The 20,798-nt window shown below is 70.8% G+C and carries 18 protein-coding genes; 7 read left to right on the top strand and 11 right to left on the bottom strand.

Annotation, left to right across the window (positions count from 1 at the left end; genetic code table 11):
* The first annotated feature begins 185 nt into the window (after positions 1 to 185).
* Positions 186 to 3,338 carry an AfsR/SARP family transcriptional regulator gene (locus J4573_RS26070; protein ID WP_307796888.1) on the top strand — a complete coding sequence of 1,051 codons (3,153 nt, stop codon included), beginning with the start codon at positions 186 to 188 and terminating at the stop codon, positions 3,336 to 3,338.
* On the opposite strand, the gene J4573_RS26065 is transcribed toward J4573_RS26070, so the two are convergent.
* From J4573_RS26065 to gatC, 5 genes are all read right to left on the bottom strand, one after another.
* Positions 3,322 to 4,083 (bottom strand): ABC transporter permease, encoded by a 762-nt coding sequence (locus J4573_RS26065; protein ID WP_208258444.1) that lies wholly within the window; start codon positions 4,081 to 4,083, stop codon positions 3,322 to 3,324. The two genes, J4573_RS26070 and J4573_RS26065, sit on opposite strands and share 17 nt — an antisense overlap.
* Positions 4,083 to 5,015: an ATP-binding cassette domain-containing protein gene (locus tag J4573_RS26060; protein ID WP_208258443.1), complete on the bottom strand. Its 933-nt coding sequence runs from the start codon at positions 5,013 to 5,015 to the stop codon at positions 4,083 to 4,085. Before J4573_RS26060 ends, J4573_RS26065 begins: the two co-directional genes overlap by 1 nt.
* 165 nt (positions 5,016 to 5,180) lie before the next feature.
* Complete coding sequence (gatB, locus tag J4573_RS26055; RefSeq protein ID WP_208258502.1) at positions 5,181 to 6,662, bottom strand: Asp-tRNA(Asn)/Glu-tRNA(Gln) amidotransferase subunit GatB; 1,482 nt, start codon at positions 6,660 to 6,662, stop codon at positions 5,181 to 5,183.
* Between the two features lie 14 nt (positions 6,663 to 6,676).
* Positions 6,677 to 8,182 (bottom strand): Asp-tRNA(Asn)/Glu-tRNA(Gln) amidotransferase subunit GatA, encoded by a 1,506-nt coding sequence (gene gatA, locus J4573_RS26050; RefSeq protein WP_208258442.1) that lies wholly within the window; start codon positions 8,180 to 8,182, stop codon positions 6,677 to 6,679.
* Complete coding sequence (gatC, locus tag J4573_RS26045) at positions 8,182 to 8,481, bottom strand: Asp-tRNA(Asn)/Glu-tRNA(Gln) amidotransferase subunit GatC (RefSeq protein ID WP_208258441.1); 300 nt, start codon at positions 8,479 to 8,481, stop codon at positions 8,182 to 8,184. The genes gatA and gatC overlap by 1 nt, the downstream gene beginning before the upstream one ends.
* Before the next feature lie 173 nt (positions 8,482 to 8,654).
* Here gatC and J4573_RS26040 point away from each other — a divergent pair, with 173 nt between their 5' ends.
* Positions 8,655 to 8,915 (top strand): DUF6458 family protein, encoded by a 261-nt coding sequence (locus tag J4573_RS26040; RefSeq protein WP_208258440.1) that lies wholly within the window; start codon positions 8,655 to 8,657, stop codon positions 8,913 to 8,915.
* Positions 8,916 to 8,956: 41 nt separating this feature from the next.
* Here the strand turns inward: J4573_RS26040 and J4573_RS26035 are convergent, their stop codons facing one another.
* From J4573_RS26035 to ligA, 3 genes are all read right to left on the bottom strand, one after another.
* Positions 8,957 to 9,343, bottom strand: a complete 387-nt coding sequence (locus tag J4573_RS26035; protein ID WP_208258439.1) for a hypothetical protein — start codon at positions 9,341 to 9,343, stop codon at positions 8,957 to 8,959.
* Positions 9,344 to 9,410: 67 nt separating this feature from the next.
* On the bottom strand, positions 9,411 to 11,519 hold the full coding sequence (locus J4573_RS26030) for a putative bifunctional diguanylate cyclase/phosphodiesterase (RefSeq protein WP_208258438.1): 2,109 nt from the start codon (positions 11,517 to 11,519) through the stop codon (positions 9,411 to 9,413).
* Positions 11,520 to 11,862: 343 nt separating this feature from the next.
* Positions 11,863 to 14,034, bottom strand: coding sequence for an NAD-dependent DNA ligase LigA (ligA, locus tag J4573_RS26025; RefSeq protein WP_208258437.1), 2,172 nt, complete (start codon positions 14,032 to 14,034; stop codon positions 11,863 to 11,865).
* A 144-nt stretch (positions 14,035 to 14,178) separates the two neighbouring features.
* Here ligA and J4573_RS26020 point away from each other — a divergent pair, with 144 nt between their 5' ends.
* Positions 14,179 to 15,609, top strand: coding sequence for an RNA-guided endonuclease InsQ/TnpB family protein (locus J4573_RS26020; protein ID WP_307796887.1), 1,431 nt, complete (start codon positions 14,179 to 14,181; stop codon positions 15,607 to 15,609).
* Positions 15,516 to 15,848: a serine hydrolase domain-containing protein gene (locus J4573_RS26015; protein WP_307796894.1), complete on the top strand. Its 333-nt coding sequence runs from the start codon at positions 15,516 to 15,518 to the stop codon at positions 15,846 to 15,848. Before J4573_RS26020 ends, J4573_RS26015 begins: the two co-directional genes overlap by 94 nt.
* Positions 15,849 to 15,852: 4 nt before the next feature.
* Here J4573_RS26015 and J4573_RS26010 read toward each other — a convergent pair whose 3' ends face one another.
* Both J4573_RS26010 and J4573_RS26005 read right to left on the bottom strand, forming a co-directional pair.
* Entirely contained in the window at positions 15,853 to 16,854 is a 1,002-nt protein-coding gene (locus J4573_RS26010; protein WP_208258435.1) for a methionine synthase, read from the bottom strand.
* Between the two features lie 14 nt (positions 16,855 to 16,868).
* Entirely contained in the window at positions 16,869 to 17,690 is an 822-nt protein-coding gene (locus J4573_RS26005) for an LLM class F420-dependent oxidoreductase (protein ID WP_208258434.1), read from the bottom strand.
* Between the two features lie 138 nt (positions 17,691 to 17,828).
* On the opposite strand from J4573_RS26005, the gene J4573_RS26000 reads away from it, so the two are divergent.
* Entirely contained in the window at positions 17,829 to 18,293 is a 465-nt protein-coding gene (locus J4573_RS26000; protein WP_208258433.1) for a hypothetical protein, read from the top strand.
* The gene (locus tag J4573_RS25995; protein ID WP_208258432.1) at positions 18,293 to 18,601 is read left to right on the top strand and encodes a winged helix-turn-helix domain-containing protein; all 309 of its coding nucleotides are present in this window, start codon (positions 18,293 to 18,295) and stop codon (positions 18,599 to 18,601) included. Before J4573_RS26000 ends, J4573_RS25995 begins: the two co-directional genes overlap by 1 nt.
* On the opposite strand, the gene mnmA is transcribed toward J4573_RS25995, so the two are convergent.
* The gene (gene mnmA, locus J4573_RS25990) at positions 18,598 to 19,680 is read right to left on the bottom strand and encodes a tRNA 2-thiouridine(34) synthase MnmA (protein ID WP_208258431.1); all 1,083 of its coding nucleotides are present in this window, start codon (positions 19,678 to 19,680) and stop codon (positions 18,598 to 18,600) included. The genes J4573_RS25995 and mnmA overlap by 4 nt on opposite strands.
* Before the next feature lie 72 nt (positions 19,681 to 19,752).
* Between mnmA and J4573_RS25985 the strand changes: the two genes are divergently transcribed.
* Entirely contained in the window at positions 19,753 to 20,793 is a 1,041-nt protein-coding gene (locus tag J4573_RS25985) for a DUF695 domain-containing protein (RefSeq protein WP_208258430.1), read from the top strand.
* Positions 20,794 to 20,798 lie beyond the last annotated feature (5 nt).

The raw sequence follows: 20,798 nt of genomic DNA, 5'->3' as shown, positions 1-20,798 counted from the left end.
GGGGTGGCTCACGGAAGGGCCGCACCACTTCAAGGGGTGGGGGTCTGGGGGCTTGCCCCGAGCCTGGGGTCTGGGGCGGGAGCCCCGGTGAGGCTGTCCGAGCGGAGTGAGGGCCTTGCTCCTCGGCCCAGCCGACAAGATCCTCGGGATGCCGCTCTGCTGAGTGGGCGTGACAAAATCGGCGGGTGCGGATCGGGATGCTGGGCCCTTTTGAGGTCCGGACTGATGACGGCGGCCTGGCGGATGTGCCGGGCGCGCGGCTGCGCGGGCTGCTGGTCGCGCTCGCGCTTCGGCCGGGTCAGGTCGTCCCGAAGGCGTCGCTCGTCGACTGGATCTGGGGCGAGCAGACGCCTGCGGACGCGACGAACGCCCTGCAGCGGCTGGTCTCGCGGCTCCGGAAGGTGCTTCCGGACGGCGTGATCGAGGGTCATACGGACGGTTACCTGCTGAAGGTGGAGCCGGACGGCGTCGACGCGGTGCGGTTCGAACGGCTCGTCGCTGCGAGTCAGGTGCGTTCTGACGACAGCTCGCGGCGGGCGCGGCTGTTGCGTGAGGCGGTCGAGTTGTGGCGCGGTGCGCCCTTGCAGGATGTCGGCTTGCAGGAGAGCGCGGCGTTCGACGCCGTTGTGGTGCGGCTTGAGGGGTTGCGTCTGGCCGCTGTGGAGGAACGGGCGGACGCGGAGATCACCCTTGGGCGGGGTGCGGAGATGGTGACGGAGCTGTCTGATCTGGTCGCCGCGCATCCGTTGCGGGAACGGCTGGTGGCCGCGTTGATGCGCGCTCTGGTCGCCGGTGGGCGCGACAGCGAGGCGCTGCAGGTCTATCAGCGCGCGAGGGAGGGGCTGGCCGGGGCGCTGGGGGTTGATCCCTCGCCTGAGCTGGCCGCGTTGCACGTTTCGCTGTTGAGGGGAGAGCTGGGGCGGCGCGAGGAGACCCGTAAGACCAATCTGCGCGCGGAGCTGACCGCGTTCGTCGGCAAGGACGCCGATGTGGCGGCGGTGTGTGAGCTGCTCAGCGAGCATCGGTTGACGACGGTGATCGGGCCGGGCGGGGCGGGCAAGACCAGGCTGGCCACCGAGACGGCGCGGACGATGCTCGACGACCTGCCGGACGGGGCATGGCTGGTGGAGCTCGCCGCCATCGGCGCGGACGGCGACGTTGCCGACGTGGCGCAGGCGACGCTCGGGGGGCTCGGGCTGCGGGACGCCCTGCTCGGCGGGGCTCAGAACGCCGACCTGACGGAGCGGTTGATCGCTGCGATCCGCGAGCGCGAGATGCTGGTGGTCCTGGACAACTGCGAGCACGTGATCGAGGCGGTGGCGGTGTTCGCGCACCGGCTGCTCGGCGAGTGCCGGCGGTTGCGGATCCTGGCGACCAGCCGGGAGCCGCTCGGCATCACGGGCGAGGCGTTGTGGCCGGTCAAGCCGCTCGCGCTGCCGGAGGAGGACGCGGATCCGGGCGAGATCGAGGCCTCTCCCGCCGTTCGGCTGCTGCGGGACCGGGCCGGGGCGGTGCGCCGGGATCTGGGGGGCGACGCCGCGGCGCTGGCGACGATGGTGCGGGTCTGCCGGGCGCTGGACGGGATGCCGCTGGCGATCGAGCTGGCCGCGGCCCGGCTCCGGACCATGTCGCTTGATCAGTTGGCGAACGGGCTCGACGACCGGTTCCGCCTGCTGACCGGCGGCAGCCGGACCGCGCTGCCGCATCACAAGACGTTGCGGGCGGCGGTCGACTGGAGCTGGGAGCTGCTCAGCGCCGCCGAACGGACCGTCCTGCGCCGGCTCTCGGTCTTCTCCGGCGGGGCGAGCCTCAAGGCGGCCGAACGGGTCTGCGCGGAGGGCACGGATGATGTGCTGGAACTGCTCACCGCGCTGACCGAGAAGTCGCTGCTGGTCGCCGAGGGCGACGGCGTTCCGCGGTACCGCATGATCGGCACGATCAAGGAGTACGCCGCGCAGCGGCTCGCGGAGGCCGGGGAGTCGGAGACCACGCGCCGGGCGCACCGCGACTATTTCACCGAGCTCGCCGAGACCGCCGAGCCGCTCCTGCGCCGCTCCCAGCAGTTGACCTGGCTGGCAGTCCTGGAGGCCGAGCACGACAACATCGGCGCGGCGATGCGCGGGGCGCTGGCGGCGGGCGAGGCGCAGGCGGCGATGCGGCTCGCGGTGGGCGCGGGCTGGTACTGGTGGCTGGCCGGGCACAAGACCGAGGGCCTTGAGCTGATCATCGCGGCGAGCAAGACGCCCGGCGAGGTGACCGACGAGGTCCGGGCCGTGGTGTACGCGCTGATCTCGATGTTCGTGACCGCCGGTCCGGGCGACGAGCACACCGCCGAGGTGTGGATCCGCGAGGCGCACCGGTACAAGGAACGCGGGCCCGACAATCCGCACAGCCACCCGGCGCTGCGGCTCATCTCCCCGGTCGTGCACATGCTGCGGGACCCGAACGCGGTGCTGCACGCGTGGGAACCGCTGCTGGACGACGAGGATCCCTGGGTTCGCGCGCTGGCCAGGCTGCACCAGGGCAAGATGCGGATCGTGCTCGGTCATGGAGGACGGGACGCGGACGAGTACCTGGAGCAGGCGCTCACCCGGTTCCGTGCGCTGGGCGAACGGTTCGGGATCCAGTTCGCCCTGGCCGAGCTCGCGGACCGCATCGCCATGCGCGGCGAGTTCGCCGCCGCGTGCGACCTCTACGAGCAGGCGGTCGTGGCCGCCGCCCCGTTCGGCGCCACCGAGGACCTCATACGGATGCGGTCGCAGCAGGCGCAGCTGTACTGGCTGCTCGGCGATCCTGACGCCGGCGCGGCCGTCATGGCCGAGGCGGAGCAGTACGCGGAACGGGTCACCTGGCCGGGCGCGCTCGCCATGCTGGCCCTGAACAAGGCCGGCCTCGCCCGGTGGAGCGGCGACGCCGACGAGGCCCATGCACAGCTCGCCGTGGCGACGGCCCTCCTGGGCGAGGAGGCGGAACGGGCGCACATCCGCGCGTTCACCCGCAACCTGCTCGGCTACCTCGCCGACGACCTGGAGGAGGCCAGGGCGCACTGCGCGGCCGCCTGCGAGGCCGCGGCCGAGGCGACGTACGCGATGGCCATCGCGCCGGTGCTCGTCGGGGTCGCGAACCTGGCGCTGCGCGACGACGAGCCCGAGCAGGCCGCGCGGCTCCTCGGAGCGAGCGAGGATGTGCTCGGGCTGGCCGACCGCACCAACCCGGACCTGGCCCGGATCGAGCGGGCGGCACGAAGCCGCCTCGGCGACGCACGGTTCGCCGAGGCGGCTCAGGAGGGGGCGGACGCCGACTGGACGCGGCTGGTCGAGGTCACGCTCGCTTCTTGAACGTCGAGAGCGCCCACACGTAACCGACGAGCGCGAGCCCGGCGCACCACGCGACGGCCTGGAACGCGTCGCCGCCGTCCACGTGACCCGCGAGCAGCCCGCGCAGCGTCTCGATGATCGGGGTGAAGGGCTGGTACTCGACGAACTGCTTGACGCCGGTCTTCATCGTCTCGGCGGGCACGAACGCGCTGCTCAGGAACGGCAGCATGATCAGCGGCACGGTGGCGAACGCCGCCGACTCCGCGGACTTGGCGGCCAGGCCGAGGGCGACGACGAGCCAGCTGGTCCCGAAGGTGAGCAGCAGGAGCATCCCGAACACGCCGAGCCAGTCCAGGGCGCTCGCGTGCGGACGGAACCCGATCAGGAAGGCCACCGCGAGGATCGCCGCGTCGGCCACCAGGCAGCGCACCACGGTGACGACGACCTGCCCGGTCAGCACGGCGCCGCGGGAGACGTCCATGGTCTTGAACCGGCTGATCACGCCCTTGGCCATGTCGGAGTTCACCGCCGCCGAGGTGGCTCCGAGCCCGTAGGCGACGGCCATCACCAGCAGGCCCGGCGTCGCGTAGTCGACGTAGTCGCCCTGGACCTTGAACGCGTCACCGAAGACATAGACGAAGATCAGCATCATCACGATCGGGAACAGGATCGCGTTGAACATCGTGGTCGGGTTCCGCAGGCTGTGCTTCACGTTGCGGCGCAACATGATCATCGAGTCGCCCATCGACTTGGTGGCGGCGCTCATCACACGTTCTCCTTCTCGCTCGTACGCCCGGTGAGGGCGAGGAAGACGTCGTCGAGGTCCGGTGAGTGCACGGAGAACTCCTCGGCGTTGATCAGGTTCTGGTCCATCCGGTCCAGCAGGTCCCGCAGCGACCGCGAGCCGCCGTCGCTCGGCACCCGCAGCGCCAGCTCCTCGTCGTCCCGCGTGGACCCCTCCAGCAGCCGCGCCGCCGCGTCCAGCTCGTCGAGACTGGTGAAGCGGAGCCGCACGTGCGTGCCGGGGATCCGGCGCTTCAGCTCCTCGGGCGTGCCCTGCGCGACCAGGCGCCCGTGGTCGAGCACCGCGACCTGGTCGGCGAGCTGGTCGGCCTCGTCGAGGTACTGGGTGGTGAGGAAGATGCTGGTGCCGCCCGCGACCAGCTCGCGGACGATCTGCCACATCGTGCGCCGGCTCCGCGGGTCCAGGCCCGTCGTCGGCTCGTCCAGGAAGATGATCTGCGGGGCGGCGACCAGCGTCATCGCCAGGTCGAGCTTGCGCCGCATGCCGCCGGAGTAGGTGGAGGCCAGCTTGTCCGCCGAATCGGCCAGGTCGAACCGTTCCAGCAGCTCGGTGACGCGGTCACCGGCGCGCACCCGCTTCAGGTCCGCGATCAGCTGCAGGTTCTCCCGGCCCGACAGCAGCTCGTCCACGGCGGCGAACTGCCCGGTCACGCCGATGGCCGCCCGCACCTCCTTGGTGTTGGCCGCCACGTCGTATCCGGCGACGGTCACCGACCCGGCGTCCGCCTTCTGCAACGTCGTCAGGACGTTCACCGTCGTGGTCTTGCCCGCGCCGTTCGGCCCGAGCATGGAGAAGATCGATCCCGTGGGGACCTCGAAGTCGATGCCGTCGAGCACGACCTTGTCCCCGTACGCCTTGCGCAGTCCCGAGACTGCGATCGCTGAACTCGTCATGTCCCCAACAGTGCTCAGCGCCCCAGTCACGCCCCTGTCACGCCTCTGACACGGCCACTGTCACGGCGTTCTCCCAGGTAGAAAGCACAAAGCGAGGGCCGCGCCGGTCGGCGCGGCCCTCGCTCTCGCTCGGTCTTACGTACGGACCTCGGTCTTACGTACGGGCTAGGAGACGCCCAGCCTCTCCAGGATCAGCTCGCGGGCGCGGCCCGCGTCGGCCTGGCCCCGGCTGGCCTTCATGACGGCGCCCACCAGGGCTCCGGCGGCGGCCACCTTGCCGCCGCGGATCTTGTCGGCCACGTCGGCGTTGTCGGCGATCACCTGGTCGATGATCGCCACGAGGGCGCCGTCGTCGCTGACGACCTTGAGGCCGCGGGCGGCGACCACCTCGTCGGGGGTGCCCTCCCCCGCCAGGACGCCCTCGAAGACCTTGCGGGCCAGCTTGTCGTTCAGCTCACCGGCGCCGACCATCGCCTGGATGCGGGCCACCTGGTCGGGCGTGATGGGCAGCTCGGCGAGCTCGACACCCTGCTCGGTGGCGCGGCGGGACAGCTCGTTCATCCACCACTTGCGCGCGGACGCCGCGTCGGCGCCGGAGGAGATGGTGGACTCGATCAGGTCCAGGGCGCCGGCGTTGACGACGTCGCGCAGCTCCAGCTCGGAGATGCCCCACTCCTGCTGGACCCGCCTGCGGCGGGCGGCGGGAAGCTCGGGCAGCGTCGCGCGCAGCTCCTCGACCCAGTCGCGGGACGGGGCCATGGGGACCAGGTCGGGGTCGGGGAAGTAGCGGTAGTCCTGCGCCTCTTCCTTGCTCCGGCCGCTGGTGGTGGCGCCGGTCTCCTCGCTGAAGTGGCGGGTCTCCTGGGTGACCTTGCCACCGGAGTCCAGGACGGCGCCCTGGCGCTCGATCTCGGAGCGGACGGCCCGCTCGACCGAACGCAGCGAGTTGACGTTCTTGGTCTCGGTGCGCTTGCCCCACTCGGAGGCGCCGCGCGGCATGAGCGAGACGTTGACGTCGCAGCGCATGGAGCCCTCCTCCATGCGGACGTCCGAGACGCCGACGGAACGGACCAGCTCGCGGAGCTCGGTGGCGTACGCGCGGGCGACCAGGGGCGCCTTGTCGCCGGTGCCGGGGATCGGCTTGGTGACGATCTCGACCAGCGGGATGCCGGCACGGTTGTAGTCGACCAGCGAGTAGTCGGCGCCCTGGATCCGGCCGCTGCCGCCCACGTGGAGGGACTTGCCGGTGTCCTCCTCCATGTGGACGCGCTCGATCTCGATGCGGTACGTCTCGCCGTCCACCTCGACGTCCAGGTGACCGTCGATGCACAGCGGCTCGTCGTACTGCGAGATCTGGTAGTCCTTCGGCATGTCCGGATAGAAGTAGTTCTTCCGGGCGAACCGGCACCACTCGACGATGTCGCAGTTGAGCGCCAGGCCGATCTTGATGATGCCCTCGATGGCCGCGTGGTTGGTGACCGGCAGCGAGCCGGGCAGGCCGAGGCACACCGGGCAGACCTGCGTGTTCGGCTCGGCGCCGAACGTCGTCGGGCAGCCGCAGAACATCTTGGACGTCGTGCCGAGCTCGATGTGCGTCTCGAGGCCGAGGACCGGCTCGAACTTGGCCAAAGCCTCTTCGTACTTCATGACGGTCGGGGTGCTCACTTGCCCTCCCCCAGCTCAGGAGCCTTGGCCAGCAGCGGGCCGCCCCAGCGGTCCTCCAGGGCCTTCTCTACGGCGGCGCCGACCCGGTAGACGCGGTCGTCGGCGAGGACGGGGGCCATCACCTGGAGGCCGACCGGCAGGCCGTCCTCGTCGGCGAGGCCGCACGGGACCGAGATCGCCGGGTTGCCGGTGAGGTTGGCCGGGATCGTCCACAGGTCGGCCAGGTACATCGCCATCGGGTCGTCGGCGCGTTCGCCGATCGGGAAGGCGGTGGTCGGCGTGGTCGGCGAGACCAGCACGTCGACCTGCTCGAAGGCGCGGTCGAAGTCGCGCTTGATCAGCGTGCGGACCTGCTGCGCCTTGCCGTAGTAGGCGTCGTAGTAGCCCGAGGAGAGGGCGTAGGTGCCGAGCATGATGCGCCGCTTGACCTCGGGGCCGAAGCCCTCCGCCCTGGTCAGCGCCATGACCTCCTCGGCGCTGCGGGTGCCGTCGTCGCCGACGCGCAGCCCGTACCGCATGGCGTCGAAGCGGGCCAGGTTGGACGAGGCCTCCGACGGCGCGATCAGGTAGTAGGCGTGCAGCGCGTACTCGAAGTTGGGGCAGGAGACCTCGACGACCTTGGCGCCGAGCGACTCCAGCAGCTCGACGGTCTCGTTGAAGCGGGCGTGCACGCCCGCCTGGCCGCCCTCGCCCGCGAACTCCTTGACGACGCCGACGCGCAGGCCGTTGACGTCGGCGCGGCGGGCCGCCTCGACGACCGGCGGGACCGCCTCGGGAACCGAGGTGGAGTCCATCGGGTCGTGGCCGCTGAACGCCTCGTGCAGCAGGGCCGCGTCCAGCACGTTGCGCGCGAACGGGCCGGGCGTGTCCAGCGAGGACGCGAAGGCGATCACGCCGTAGCGGGACGAGCCGCCGTAGGTCGGCTTGGCGCCGACGATGCCGGTCACCGAGGCGGGCTGCCGGATGGAGCCGCCGGTGTCGGTGCCGGTGGACAGCGGCGCCTCGTAGCCCGCGACCGCGGCCGAGGAGCCGCCGGACGAGCCGCCGGGGATCCGGCCGAGGTCCCACGGGTTGTGGGACGGGCCGAACGCGCTGTTCTCGGTGGAGGAGCCCATCGCGAACTCGTCCATGTTGGTCTTGCCGAGGATGACCAGCCCGGCCTCGCGCAGCCGCCTGGTGATCGTGGCGTCGTACGGGGGCCGCCAGCCCTCCAGGATCTTCGATCCCGCGGTGGTCGGCATGTCCGTGGTGGTGAACACGTCCTTGTGCGCGACCGGCACGCCCGCCAGCGGCCCGAGCTTCTCGCCCGCCGCCCGGCGCTCGTCGATGGAGCGCGCCTGGGCCAGTACGGCGTCGCGGTCGATGTGCAGGAACGCCTTGAGCTGCCCGTCGACCGCGGCCACCCGGTCCAGGTGGGCCTCGGCGACCTCGGCCGCGGAGGTCTCGCCGGAGGCGATGAGCGCGCCGAGCTCGGCGGCGCCCTTCTTGATCAGGTCCGCCATCACGCCTCCTCGTCCAGGATCCGCGGTACCCGGAAGCGCTGCTCCTCCGCCGCCGGAGCGCCCGACAGGGCCTGCTCGGGCGTCAGGCAGGGCACGTTCTGGTCGGCCCGGTAGACGTTGGTCAGCGGCAGGGCGTGCGAGGTCGGCGGGATGTCCTCCGCGGTGACCTCCTGCACCCGCGCGACCGCGGAGATGATCTGGTCGAGCTGGGCCGCGAGATGATCGAGCTCATCGTCGCCGAGCGCCAGCCGGGACAGCCGGGCGAGATGCGCGACCTCGTCACGGGTGATGGCGGACATATGAAACCGTTCCTGAGATCGATTCGGGGTCGCCGCCATCCTATTGGCCCGGCGAGCCTCCGACCGACTGGTTTACGGCGCGTCCCTGGACGGCTGCGGAGCGGTTCGTTTCAGACCCGCAGGCGGGGAACTGTAACCACTCGTACGTCCAAGGACGACGAGAGGAGCCCACCGTGACGATCGGTGCGAGCATCGCCCTGATCATCATCGGCGCGATCTTGACCTATGCCGTCGACTTCACCCTGAGCGGCGTGGACATCCACGTGGTCGGCATCATCCTCATGGTCGGCGGCCTGGCCGGGCTGCTGATCGGCATCGCCAGGATCGCGGCCGCACGCCGGCGACCCGCGCCCGTGGTGCGCGAGGAGCGCTACTACGACGAGGCCCCGCCCGTCTACGACGAGCGCCCGCCCGCCCCGCGCCGCCGCTACTGATCACCGCGACATCACCGCGACATCACCGCGACGGCTGCTGATCACTGGGGCGGCTGCTGGCCCTGCTGCTGGCCGGGCTGGGGCTGCTGGCCCTGGTGAGGCTGCTGGTACTGGGCCTGAGGCTGGGGGTACGGGCCGCTCTGGCCGACCTGCTGCTGTTGCGGCGGGTACGGCTGGGCAGCGGCCTGGTACTGCGGCTGTGGCTGCGGCACCTGGAACTGGCCTTGGCGGTCAGGCTTGGAGCCTCCACCTGCGATGACGCCTGCTCCAAGGATGGCGCTGGCGATGCCGCCGTACTCCAGGACCTGGTTCGCACGCTGGGCCGAGGCCTTGTCCTTGTCCAGCCCGAAAAGGATGACGAAGAGGAAGAGCAGGACGGAAGCACCTGCGAAGACGAAGAAAAGGGCCATGCGGGCCTGATGAGTCATGCGCGGCATGGTAGCGGCCTGCTGATCCCCTATGACCCGAATCGGGCAACAAGGATTCGACAGCGAGTCAGGCGGCCGGTTCGGGGGCGCGTTCCATGCGCCGGCGCAGCCAGTCGGTGGCGGTGGCGGCGTCCATCGGGCGGCCGAAGTGCCAGCCCTGGGCGGCGTCGCAGCCCATCTCGCGCAGCATCCGGGCGGTCTTGGGGTCTTCGACGCCCTCGGCGACCGAACGCAGGCCGAGGTTGCGGACCAGGTCCACGATCGAGCGGACGATGACGGTGTCGTCGCCCGTGCTGGACAGCCGCTGGACGAACGAGGCGTCGATCTTGATCTCCTCGACCGGGAGGCGCTTCAGGCGCACCAGGGAGGAGTAGCCGGTCCCGAAGTCGTCCAGGCTGAGCGGGATGCCGAGCTCGGCGAGCGCCTTCACGGTGTCGGAGGCGTAGGCCGGCTCGTTCATCAGGATCCGCTCGGTGATCTCCAGCTGGAGCGCGGCGGCGGGCAGCCCGCGGGCCAGCAGGCCCTCCTCGATCGTCTCGGTCAGGCCGGTGTCGAGCAGGTCGCGCCCGGAGGCGTTCACCGACACCTGGACGGTGAGGTCGTCCTTCCACCAGGAGGCGGCCTGCGCGAGCGCGTCGTCGACGACCAGGCGGGTGATCGACCGCATCAGGTAGGTCTGCTCGGCGATCGGCAGGAAGTGCTGGGGCTCCAGCAGGCCCTGCTCGGGGTGGCGCCAGCGCAGCAGCGCCTCCATGCCGACCAGCTGGCCGTCCCGCAGCGCGACCTTGGGCTGGTAGAACAGCTCGAGCTCGTGCCGGTCGATGGCGCGCCGCAGGTCGCCGAGCATGCCGAGGCGGGCCGGCGAGTTGCGGTCCTTGCCGGGCGCGTAGACCTCGACGCCGGTGCGGTTCTCCTTGGCGGAGTACATCGCGACGTCGGCGCGCTGGAGCAGCAGCTCGAAGTCGGGCGCGTGGTCGGGGAACAGCGCGATGCCGACGCTGCCCTCCAGGTCGAACGACAGGCCGTCCAGCCGCACCGGCTCGCTCAGCGCAGCGCGCAGCCGGGCGGCGACCTCGCGGGCGGCCTGCGCGTCCCGGACGGTCGGCAGCAGCACGGCGAACTCGTCGCCGCCGAGCCGCGAGACCAGGTCGCCGGGGCGGACGCTGTGGGTGAGGCGGTGCGCGACCAGCTGGAGCAGCCGGTCACCGGTGGCGTGGCCGAGGGTGTCGTTCACCTCCTTGAACCGGTCGAGGTCCAGCAGGAACAGGCCGACGCGCTGGGCGGGGGCGCCCTCCACCTGGCGCCGGCGGGCCGCGCCGACCATGGTGGACAGGCGGCGAGCCTCGCTGCCGCGCATCTCAGCGAGCGCTTCCTCGGACCGGACGATCAGCATCTTGCGGTTCGGCAGGCCGGTCAGGCCGTCGTGCAGGGCCTGGTGCTCGCGGCGCACCGAGACCGAGGCGTTCAGGTAGACCGCGATGAACGGCAGCACGATCAGCGGCACGAACGCGGCCGAGCGGTCCATCGCCACCACCATCAGCGGTGCGAGGCCGAGCAGCGCCAGGTGGACCAGCACCTGGTAGCCGAGGTCCCAGCGCAGCGCCTTGATCAGCGACACTCGCTCGTGGAGGGCGATCGCGGCGGCGACGAGGGTGTCGTTGCAGATGAAGTAGACGGCGCCGGCGAACGCGATCGCGCCCAGGTCCGACCCCTCGGGCACCCACAGCGAGGTGGGGTTGGCGTTCACGCCGAAGGCCAGCAGGACCAGGTGGGCGGCGCCCAGGCTGAGCGTGTACTGGGCGGCGTTGAAGGCGATCCGGTGCGGGGTGCGGGAGCGGAAGACGCCGCAGGTGATCACTGCGACGGCCTGCAGCACGGCGGCGATCGGCAGCCCGGCGTACAGCAGCGAGGCGAACGCGAACGTGGTGGAGGTCGTGGCGCCGTTGTTCTCGGTGGAGCCGGGCGTGATGATCGGCCGGAGCTCGCCGAACACGATGAACGCGGCGAGGATCCAGAAGACGGGGTTGCGGACCAGCGCGTGCACGTCGGGTCCGGACAGGCGGGCGAGGGCGACGGCGAAGACGGCCACCCCGAGCGTGATCACGACGACGAAGAAGATCCACAGGGGGGAGCCCCGGCGCGGCATGGTGTTCCGCGTGTTGTTCGGGTCCTTCATCACTTCCTCGGGGGGTTAGGGGACCACCGTCTCCCGTCCAGCACCGCGGGGAGCCGGGCCGTCCACTTGCCGCTCCCCGCTGAGAACCGGCGGAGGGTTCCCGGAGATCTTCCGGGTCCCGGGAGGTCCTTCCGGAGGGCGCTCGCCGGGGGTTCGGGGAGTCGGACTCGGGCCTGAGGTTTGAAGTCGTGCTGAGTGGGAGAGTACGGCCTTTGCAGCACTTCGCGAAGCCGATTGCGTACGTTCCGTTATGCCCATTCCGTGCTGATACACCACCTCCGAGTAGCGATACCGTACCGTAGGGTAACAATCACCTGGTTAGCGGCGCAACGAATACGAGGCGTTATTCGTCCACGCTCTGGGTTACGGCCTTGGCCGCATCTGGCCCATCGGCGAGCAGGACGGCGAAGCCGGCCTCATCGAGGACCGGTACGCCCAGCTTGACAGCTTTGTCGTATTTGGAACCCGGACTGTCCCCGACGACCACGAAGCCCGTCTTCTTCGACACCGAGCTGGTGACCTTCCCCCCTCGACTCTGGATCGCCTCGGTGGCCGAGTCCCGGCTATACCCCTCCAGCGATCCGGTGACCACGACCGTCACACCTTCCAACGGCCGGGGGCCCTCGTCCGCTCCCTCGTCGGCCATCCGCACCCCGGCCGCGCGCCACTTCTCGACGATCTCGCGGTGCCAGTCGACCTCGAACCATGCCTTGATCGACGCCGCGATCGTCGGGCCCACGCCGTCGACGGCCGCGAGCTCCTCCTCGGTCGCCTCGGCGATCGCGTCCAGGGAACGCAGCTCGCGCGCGAGGTCCTGGGCGGCCGACGGCCCGACGTGCCGGATCGACAGCGCCACCAGCACCCGCCACAGCGGCTGCTGCTTGGCCTTCTCCAGTTCCTCGAAGAGCTTGTCGACCGTCTTCTTCGGCTCGCCCTCCTTGTTGGCGAAGAAGGTGACGACCTTGTCCTCGCCCGTCTTCGGGTCGATCTTGGCCGTGCCGGTCTGCTGGTCGAGCACCAGGCTCTTGATCGGCAGCAGCTGCTCGACGGTCAGGTGGAACAGGTCGCCCTCGTTCTTGACCGGCGGGTCCTTGGGCTCCAGCGGGTGGGTCAGCGCCGTCGCCGCCACGTAGCCGAGCGCCTCGATGTCGAGCGCGTTGCGGCTGGCCACGAAGAACAGGCGCTCGCGCAGCTGCGCGGGGCAGCGCGCCGCGTTCGGGCAGCGGATGTCGGCGTCGCCCTCCTTCTCGTACGCCAGCTTCGTGCCGCACTCGGGGCAGTGCTCGGGCATCTCGAACTCGCGCTCGGACCCGTCCCGCAGCCCGGTCACCGGCGCGACGATCTCGGGGATGACGTCACCGGCCTTGCGCAGCACGACCGTGTCGCCGATCAGCACGCCCTTGCGCTTGACCTCGCTCGCGTTGTGGAGCGTCGCCCGTTCGACCGTGGAGCCCGCCACCTTGACCGGCGCCATCACCCCGTACGGCGTGACCCGGCCGGTCCGGCCGACGCCGACCTTGATGTCCAGGAGCTTGGTGTTGACCTCCTCCGGCGGGTACTTCCAGGCGATCGCCCAGCGCGGCGCGCGCGAGGTCGAGCCGAGCCGCCGCTGCAGCGAGAACTGGTCGACCTTGACCACGACGCCGTCGATCTCGTACGCCGGGTCGTGCCGGTGCTCGCCGTAGTAGTCGATGTACTCGCGCACCGCGTCCAGCCCGCCGACCACCTTGAAGCGGTCGCTGACCGGCAGCCCCCAGCCGCCCATCAGCTCGTACGCCTCGGACTGGCTCTCGGGCCGCTTGCCGCCCTCCCACGCGCCGAAGCCGTGCACGAGGATGCCCAGCGGGCGCTTGGCGGTGACGCGCGGATCCTTCTGCCGCAGCGAACCGGCCGCCGCGTTGCGCGGGTTGGCGAACGGCTCCTTGCCCGCGTCCGCGAGCACCGCGTTGACCTGCTCGAACCCCTCGACCGGCAGGAAGACCTCGCCGCGGACCTCCAGCGTGTCCGGCCAGCCCTCGCCCGCCAGCTGCATCGGGATGTCGGCGATCGTGCGGACGTTGTTGGTGACGTCCTCGCCGGTACGGCCGTCGCCGCGGGTCACGCCCCGGATCAGGCGGCCCTTCTCGTAGACCAGCGCGATCGCCAGGCCGTCGATCTTGAGCTCGCACAGGTAGCCGGCGACCTCGCCGACCTCCTTGACGACCCGCTCGTCCCAGGCGAGCAGCTCGTCGGCGTTCATCGCGTTGTCGAGACTCTGCATCCGCTCCAGATGCTCGACGGTGGCGAAGTCGGTGATGATCGGCGCGCCGACCCGCTGCGACGGCGACTGCGGCGTGACCAGCGGCGGGTGCTCGGCCTCCAGCGCCTGCAGCTCGCGCATCGCCTTGTCGTACTGCGCGTCCGTCCACGTCGGGTTGTCGAGGACGTAGTAGCGGTAGTTGGCCTCGTCGATCTCCTGGCTCAGCTCCGCGTGCCGCCGCGCCGCCTCTGCCGGAACGCCTTCGCTCAAGGTCATGCGCCTATTCTCACCCCCACCACTGACACTTTGACCAGCGGCGCGGCCGTCTTTGCGAACGATCAGTCGGCGCCGGAGACGCGGCTGGCCCGCAGCTCCACCCGCGTCCCGGGGTTGTCACCCCCCGGGGACTACGGTGACCGCGTGCTGCTTCAATATCGCTACAGGCTGTACCCAACGCCGGGACACGAACAGGCTTTGGCCCGGGCGTTCGGATGCGCACGAGTCGTCTTCAATGACGCGTTGCGTGTCAGGGAAACGGCCTTCCGCGAAGGTCTGCCGTACCTCACGGATACTGAACTGTCCAAACTGGTGATCACACAGGCCAAGAAGAACTCCGAACGGGCGTGGCTGGGCGAGGTGTCCACGGCGATGCTCCAGCAGGCGCTGGGCGATCTCAACACGGCCTACCGCAACTTCTTTGCCTCGGCATGCGGTCAGCGCCGAGGAAGACGGATGGAAGCGCCGCGTCCCCGATCCAGAAAAGACGGCCGACAAGCGATTCGGTTTGCACGGAATGCCAAATTCAAGATCACCGAGGCCGGCCGTCTCCGATTGCCGAAGATCGGTGACGTGCCCGTTCGCTGGTCCCGGCCCCTCCCGGCGGAGCCCTCAAGCGTCTCAATCATCAAGGACGGGGCCGGGCGATACTTCGCCTCGTTCGTAGTGGAGGCGTCTCAACAGCCCCTACCGACTGTGGGCGCCGACGTCGGTATCGATCTCGGTCTCAATCATTTCGCCGTCCTGTCGGATGGGCGCAAGATCTCGAATCCACGATGGCTGCGTAAGGCCGAGCGCAAGCTGAGGCGGGCGCAGCAGGATCTTGCCCGGAAGCAGAAGGGCTCCAGCAACCACAACCAAGCCGTGCGGCGGGTCACACGGCTTCACGCCAAGGTCGCCGACGCGCGCCGCGAGTTCCATCACCAGCTGTCCACGTGGCTCATCCGCGAGAACCAAGCGGTGTACGTGGAGGACCTGGCCGTCGACCGGCTCAGCCGTACCTGGCTGGCCAAGAGCGTGCACGACGCCGGGTGGGCGTCCTTTGTGGCGATGCTCGAGTACAAGGCCCGTAAGAACGGGCGCACGTTCACCAAGGTCAGTCGTACGTTTCCGTCATCGCAGCTGTGTTCGATCTGCGGGCACCAGGACGGGCCCAAGCCACTGGCCGTGCGCAGCTGGGTCTGCGCCGCGTGCAATGCGCTACATGACCGCGACCACAATGCGGCCCTCAACGTGCGTAATGAGGGGCGTCGCATCGTCGCCGCCGGACGACAAGCCGCGCCTGAGATGGTGCGGGGGGCGGAGACGCTAAACGCCTGTGGAGACCGGGTAAGACCGCCGTTCGCGGTGGCACGGGTCGTCGAACCAGGAACCCACCAGAAGCCTGAGGGCGTGCGGTGCACGGCAACGGGCAGGCTGGAATCCCCACCTCAGGAGGGTGGGGAGGGCGTCAATGCTGCTACCACGTCACCAGCAGGGACCTGGCCCGCTTCGGCCTGCTCTACCTCAACCAGGGCAAGGCGAACGGCCGCCAGGTCGTTCCGGCGGGCTGGGTCCGGGACTCCACGCGCGTGACCACGCCCTACACGCGGCCGGAGGCGATCGACCAGGACGGCTGGGGCTACGGCCGCCAGTGGTGGACCGGGTTCGACGGCGACTACTCGGCGATCGGCGTCTTCGGGCAGTACGTGTACGTCAGCCCGCGCAACAAGGTCGTCATCGTCAAGACCTCGCAGGACATCAACAGCGAGGAGAACTTCGCCGAGGTGCCGTACGCCTTCCACGCCGTCGCCGACGCGGCGGGGAAGGGCTAGCCGGTCAGGGAGCCTCGTGCAGCGTGCGCGCCGTCTCGCGGCACCGCTTCAGGGCGGCGCGCACGTACGCCGGGGACGCCCCGGCCAGGCCGCAGGCGGGCGTGATCACGACCTGCTCGCCGATCGTGGACTCCGGGAAGCCGAGCCGCCGCCACAGGTCCCGTACGGGCCCGGCGGTGGCCTGCAGCGCGGGCAGCGGCTTGTCGTGGCCGGGGACGGCGCCGAGCAGCAGGCCGATCCCGGCGTCGATCGTCTCCCCCACCGCGTCGTCGGCGCGGCGCGGCACCAGGCTCAGGTCGACCGACAGCGCCTTGGCGCCGGCCTCGCGCAGCAGCCGGTACGGCACGTTCGGCGCGCAGCAGTGCACGATCGGGAACGCGCCGCTCGCCTCGATCACGGTCTTGAGCGCCTCCGCGACCACCGGTGGGTCCACGGGGCGCAGCCGGGAGAAGCCGCTGGCCGTCGGCACGGTCCCCGCGAGCACGGCGGGCAGCGCGGGCTCGTCGATCTGGATCAGCAGGTCAGCGTTCGGCAACCGCCGCCGCACGTCCGCCACGTGCAGCGCGACGCCCTCGGCGAGCGAGCCGGTGAGGTCGCGTACGGCGCCCGGGTCCTTCAGCATGCGGTCGCCGTACTTGAGCTCGATGGCGGCGGCGAGCGTCCACGGCCCGCACACCTGGAGCTTGAACGGCCCGTCGTGCTCGCCGGCAAGCTCCTCCAGCACGTCCAGGTCGCGGGCCAGGTGGTCCAGCGAACGCTGGGTGTCCAGGCCCGGCCGGTCGGAGATCCGCCAGCCGGACGGCTCGACGTGCACGGCGAGGTCGATCAGGAGCCCGGCACTGCGGCCGATCATGTCGGCGCCGGGCCCCCGGTCGGGCAGCTCGGGCAGGTGCGGCAGGTCGGGCAGCTCGCCGAGCACGATCCGCAACGCCTCGGCCGGGTCCGTGCCCGGATACGAGCCGACACCGGTCGCACTCGCCGTCCCCCAGGGAAACCTGTCGCCCACGCCCGCAACCCTAGCTATTTGATGAGGGTGGCGATGCCGTCCAGACGCGTGAGCGTCTCGGCCTCGGGCTCGGTCGGAAGGTTGAACAGGACGTGGTCCGCCCCGGCCGCCTCCAGGTCAGCGACGATCTCCGGCTTGGGCACGGCGCCGAACACCGTGACCGGCACCCGCCGCCCGGCCCGTTCGCGCAGCTCGGCGACCTGCTCGGGGAAGTTGTCGGTGCCGCGCCCGAGGATCGGCATCCAGCCGTCGCCGAACTCCACCACCCGGTCGAACGTGGTCGGACCCGATCCGCCGATGTAGACGGGCGGGTTCGGCTGCTGCACCGGCTTCGGATACGAGAAGACCGGGTCGAAGTCGACGAACTCGCCGTGGAACTCGGCCTCCTCCTCGGTCCACAGCTGCTTGATCGCCAGCACGCGCTCGCGCAGGAGCCGCATCCGGGTCTTCGGCTCGGTGCCGTGGTTGCGCATCTCCTCGCGGTTCCAGCCCGCGCCGACGCCCAGGATTGCCCGGCCGCCCGAGACCAGGTCGAGCGAGGCGACCTCCTTGGCCAGGTGGATCGGGTCGCGCTGGATGATCAGGGCGATGCCGGTGCCGACGAGCAGCCGCTCGGTGACGGTCGCGGCGGCCGCCAGGGCGACGAACGGGTCGAGCGTCCGGTAGTAGTGCCGCGGCAGCTCCGGGCCGCCGGGCCACGGGGACTCGCGGCTGACCGGGATGTGGGAGTGCTCGGCCAGGAAGAGCGAGTCGAACCCGCGCTCCTCCAGCGCCCTGCCAAGCGCCGCCGGCCCGATCCCGTCATCGGTCACGAACGTCGATACACCGAACTTCACTGGTAGTCCTCCTCGCCGGAACGCGTACGGAGGTTACCTGCGCCCGATCGGGCCGGATTATTCCCACCCCTACTTTCCCCACAGGAAAATAGCCGCTAGAACTAGTTTCCTGATAGGAAAGTAGTAGGAGGAGGATCCATGGACCCCGATCATGACGCGCGGGCCTCGCTGGAGGAGATCCGGCGCCGCCAGGGTCAGACCCGCGAGGCCGCCGCGCGGCGGCGGCTGTCCACGCCGTACGTCCTGGCGACGGGCGCCGCGCTGTTCGTCTTCGTCCTGGGCACGGACGCCGAAGGCGTGGCAGGGGTGGCGATCTGCGCGGTGGCGATGGCGGCGTTCGGATTGCTGATGTGGCGGGGTCTGGGTCGCGCACCGGTGCGGTTGCGCCGCCGGAACTGGTCGCGTCGTGAGTGGGTGTTCTTCGCGGCCGGGACCTTCGCGGTCTGGGCGCTGATCGCAGTGATCGGGCTCATCGTGGGGCTGGTCTACCTCCCCGCGCAGACCGCGACCCTCGCGGTGGTCGCCACGGGCGCGTACGTCGTCCTGACCTTGGTGGGGCAGCGGGTCTCGGCGTCGGCCGTGCGCTCGGGTGCGCGGGGCTGATGGACGCGGGATTCGACGAGTTCCTGCACGTTCCGGCGCGGCTGTCGATCGTGGCGCTGCTCGCGCCAGCGGCCACCGTGGAGTTCGGCTTCCTGCGCGACTCGCTCGGGACCAGCGACTCGGCGCTGTCCAAGCAGCTCTCGGCGCTGGCCAAGGCGGGCTACGTGACGGTCGACCGGCAGGCCAAGGGCGCCGCGCGCCGGACGTCGGTGGCGCTCACCCCCGAGGGGCGGCGGGCCTTCGAACGGCACGCGGCGGCGCTGGAGCAGATCGTCGCCGCCGCCCGTACGCCGCTCGAAGAGGCCTAGGCGGGGACGCGGGCGGTCTCGGCGATGGTGGCGGAGGCCAGGACGCGGTCGGCCTCGTAGAGGACGGCCGCCTGGCCGGACGCGACGCCTCGGGCGGGCGTGGCCAGGCGGATCACCAGGCGGTCTCTCGCGGTTTCGAGCTCGGCGGTGCAGTCGTAGACCTCGCCGTGCGCGCGGAGTTGGACCTGGCAGCCGAACGCCCCGGCGGGGACCTCGGAGAGCCAGACCGGACGTTCGGCGACGATCTCGGAGACGTCGAGGGCCTCGCGCGGGCCGACCGTGACGGTGTTGGTGACCGGCGAGATGTCCAGGACGTAGCGCGGCTTGCCGTCCGGCGCGGGCGTGCCGAGCCGCAGGCCCTTGCGCTGGCCGATCGTGTAGCCGTACGAGCCCTCGTGCTCGCCGACCTGGTTGCCGTCGGTGTCCATGATCGGGCCGGGCGCGGCGCCGAGGCGGTCGGCCAGGAACGCCTTGGTGTCGCCGTCGGCGATGAAGCAGATGTCGTGGCTGTCGGGCTTGTCGGCGACCTGGAGCCCGCGCCGCTCGGCCTCGGCGCGGATGTCGGCCTTGGTGGTGTCGCCCAGCGGGAACAGCGCGTGGGAGAGCTGCTCGGGCGTGCAGACGGCAAGGACGTAGGACTGGTCCTTGCCCTCGTCGACGCCGCGCCGCAGCACGCCGTCGTCCAGGCGCGCGTAGTGGCCCGTGCAGACGGCGTCGAAGCCGAGCGCGAGCGCCTTGTCCAGGAGGGCCTCGAACTTGATCTTCTCGTTGCAGCGCAGGCACGGGTTGGGCGTACGGCCCGCCGCGTACTCGGCCACGAAGTCCTCGACCACGTCGTGATGGAACCGCTCGGCCAGATCCCAGACGTAGAACGGGATGCCGATCACGTCGGCGGCGCGGCGGGCGTCCCGGGAGTCCTCCAGCGTGCAGCAACCGCGCGCCCCGGTGCGGTAGGACTGGGGGTTGCTGGACAGGGCCATGTGCACGCCGGTGACGTCGTGTCCGGCCTCGGCGGCGCGGGCCGCGGCCACCGCGGAGTCGACGCCGCCCGACATGGCGGCCAGTACGCGCAAAGTCATAGTCCCTCAAGGCTACGCGAGCCCCCGGGGCCCGGCGTAAACGCTTCGATTCCGCGTACGATGAGCCCCGCCATGGGTATTTTCCGCCGTCCTCGCGACACCTCATCCACGACCTCCATCCCGGCGATCATCGATTTCTGGGAGTGGTGGGCACAGGCCCGCGCCGAGCTCGACGCGGCCCTCGCGGCCGACGAGGGGCTGCCGGCCGAACTGGTCGAGGAGCTCTCCCGCCGCGTTCACAAGATCGATCCCGAGCTCCAGTGGGAGATCGGCGGCTCGGACGAGGAGGGCCCGTCGCTGACCGTGACCGGCGGCGGCGACCCGGAGCTGCGCGGCCTGTCCGAACGCTGGTACCGGACCGCGCCGACCGGCTCGATCTGGCGGTTCTTCCCGGCCCGCCAGCCCGACCACTCGCTGCTCGGCGAGCAGCTGGCGATCGGCGACCACGAGTTCGACCTCGACTACGTCAAGCTCGGCATGCGCGTCGACCAGCTGCGCGGGCGGGTCGGCATCACCGCCTACCACCCCGACTTCCTCTTCGTGTCCGAGGAGCACCAGGTGCAGGTGACCCTGCACATCCTGGTGTGGGCCCTCGGCGAGGACGACGTGGCGCGCTGGATCGGCGACGTCACGATCGCCACCGAGGAGCCGATGGACGCGCTGCCCCCGGCGATGCTGCCGTCGGTGGTCGAGCAGGTCACCGAGGACTTCCGCGCGCCGACCTGGCTGAGCGGCGAGGGCCGTACGCCGCGCGGGCACCCGTCCCAGATCAGCGCGCGCTTCCCGCTGCACCGCCAGGACTACCCGCTGTGCGACCTGCACGTGGCGATCTCGGTGCCGTACGCCAACTCCGGGCCGGACCGGCTGCCGGTCGAGCCGTCCTCGGGCGCGCTGCGCAAGTTCGAGAAGAAGCTCTCGGGCCTCGGCGACCGGGCGGTGCTGGCGGTCCGCGAGACCGGCGACGGGCTGCGCGTCTTCCACCTGTACGCCGACCCCGACTCGGGCGTGCTGGCCGAGCTCGACCAGCTCACCACGGGCTGGTCGGAGGGCAAGGCCAAGCTGTCGTCGACCACCGATCCCGGGTGGCGCGCGATGGCCCCGTTCCAGCCCTGAGCCTT

This window comes from Actinomadura barringtoniae (genome assembly GCF_017573505.1).
Classification (GTDB): domain Bacteria; phylum Actinomycetota; class Actinomycetes; order Streptosporangiales; family Streptosporangiaceae; genus Spirillospora; species Spirillospora barringtoniae.
This window is presented reverse-complemented; position numbering and strand designations above follow the sequence as displayed.

Excerpts from the sequence above, each read along its gene's own strand:
- J4573_RS26000 (WP_208258433.1), top strand. The coding sequence starts at position 17,829 with ATGGACCCCGATCATGACGCGCGGGCCTCGCTGGAGGAGATCCGGCGC.
- ligA (WP_208258437.1), bottom strand. The coding sequence starts at position 14,034 with ATGACCTTGAGCGAAGGCGTTCCGGCAGAGGCGGCGCGGCGGCACGCG.
- mnmA (WP_208258431.1), bottom strand. The coding sequence starts at position 19,680 with ATGACTTTGCGCGTACTGGCCGCCATGTCGGGCGGCGTCGACTCCGCG.
- J4573_RS26065 (WP_208258444.1), bottom strand. The coding sequence starts at position 4,083 with ATGAGCGCCGCCACCAAGTCGATGGGCGACTCGATGATCATGTTGCGC.
- gatA (WP_208258442.1), bottom strand. The coding sequence starts at position 8,182 with ATGGCGGACCTGATCAAGAAGGGCGCCGCCGAGCTCGGCGCGCTCATC.
- gatC (WP_208258441.1), bottom strand. The coding sequence starts at position 8,481 with ATGTCCGCCATCACCCGTGACGAGGTCGCGCATCTCGCCCGGCTGTCC.
- J4573_RS25995 (WP_208258432.1), top strand. The coding sequence starts at position 18,293 with ATGGACGCGGGATTCGACGAGTTCCTGCACGTTCCGGCGCGGCTGTCG.
- J4573_RS26060 (WP_208258443.1), bottom strand. The coding sequence starts at position 5,015 with ATGACGAGTTCAGCGATCGCAGTCTCGGGACTGCGCAAGGCGTACGGG.
- J4573_RS25985 (WP_208258430.1), top strand. The coding sequence starts at position 19,753 with ATGGGTATTTTCCGCCGTCCTCGCGACACCTCATCCACGACCTCCATC.
- gatB (WP_208258502.1), bottom strand. The coding sequence starts at position 6,662 with ATGAAGTACGAAGAGGCTTTGGCCAAGTTCGAGCCGGTCCTCGGCCTC.
- J4573_RS26035 (WP_208258439.1), bottom strand. The coding sequence starts at position 9,343 with ATGACTCATCAGGCCCGCATGGCCCTTTTCTTCGTCTTCGCAGGTGCT.
- J4573_RS26030 (WP_208258438.1), bottom strand. The coding sequence starts at position 11,519 with ATGAAGGACCCGAACAACACGCGGAACACCATGCCGCGCCGGGGCTCC.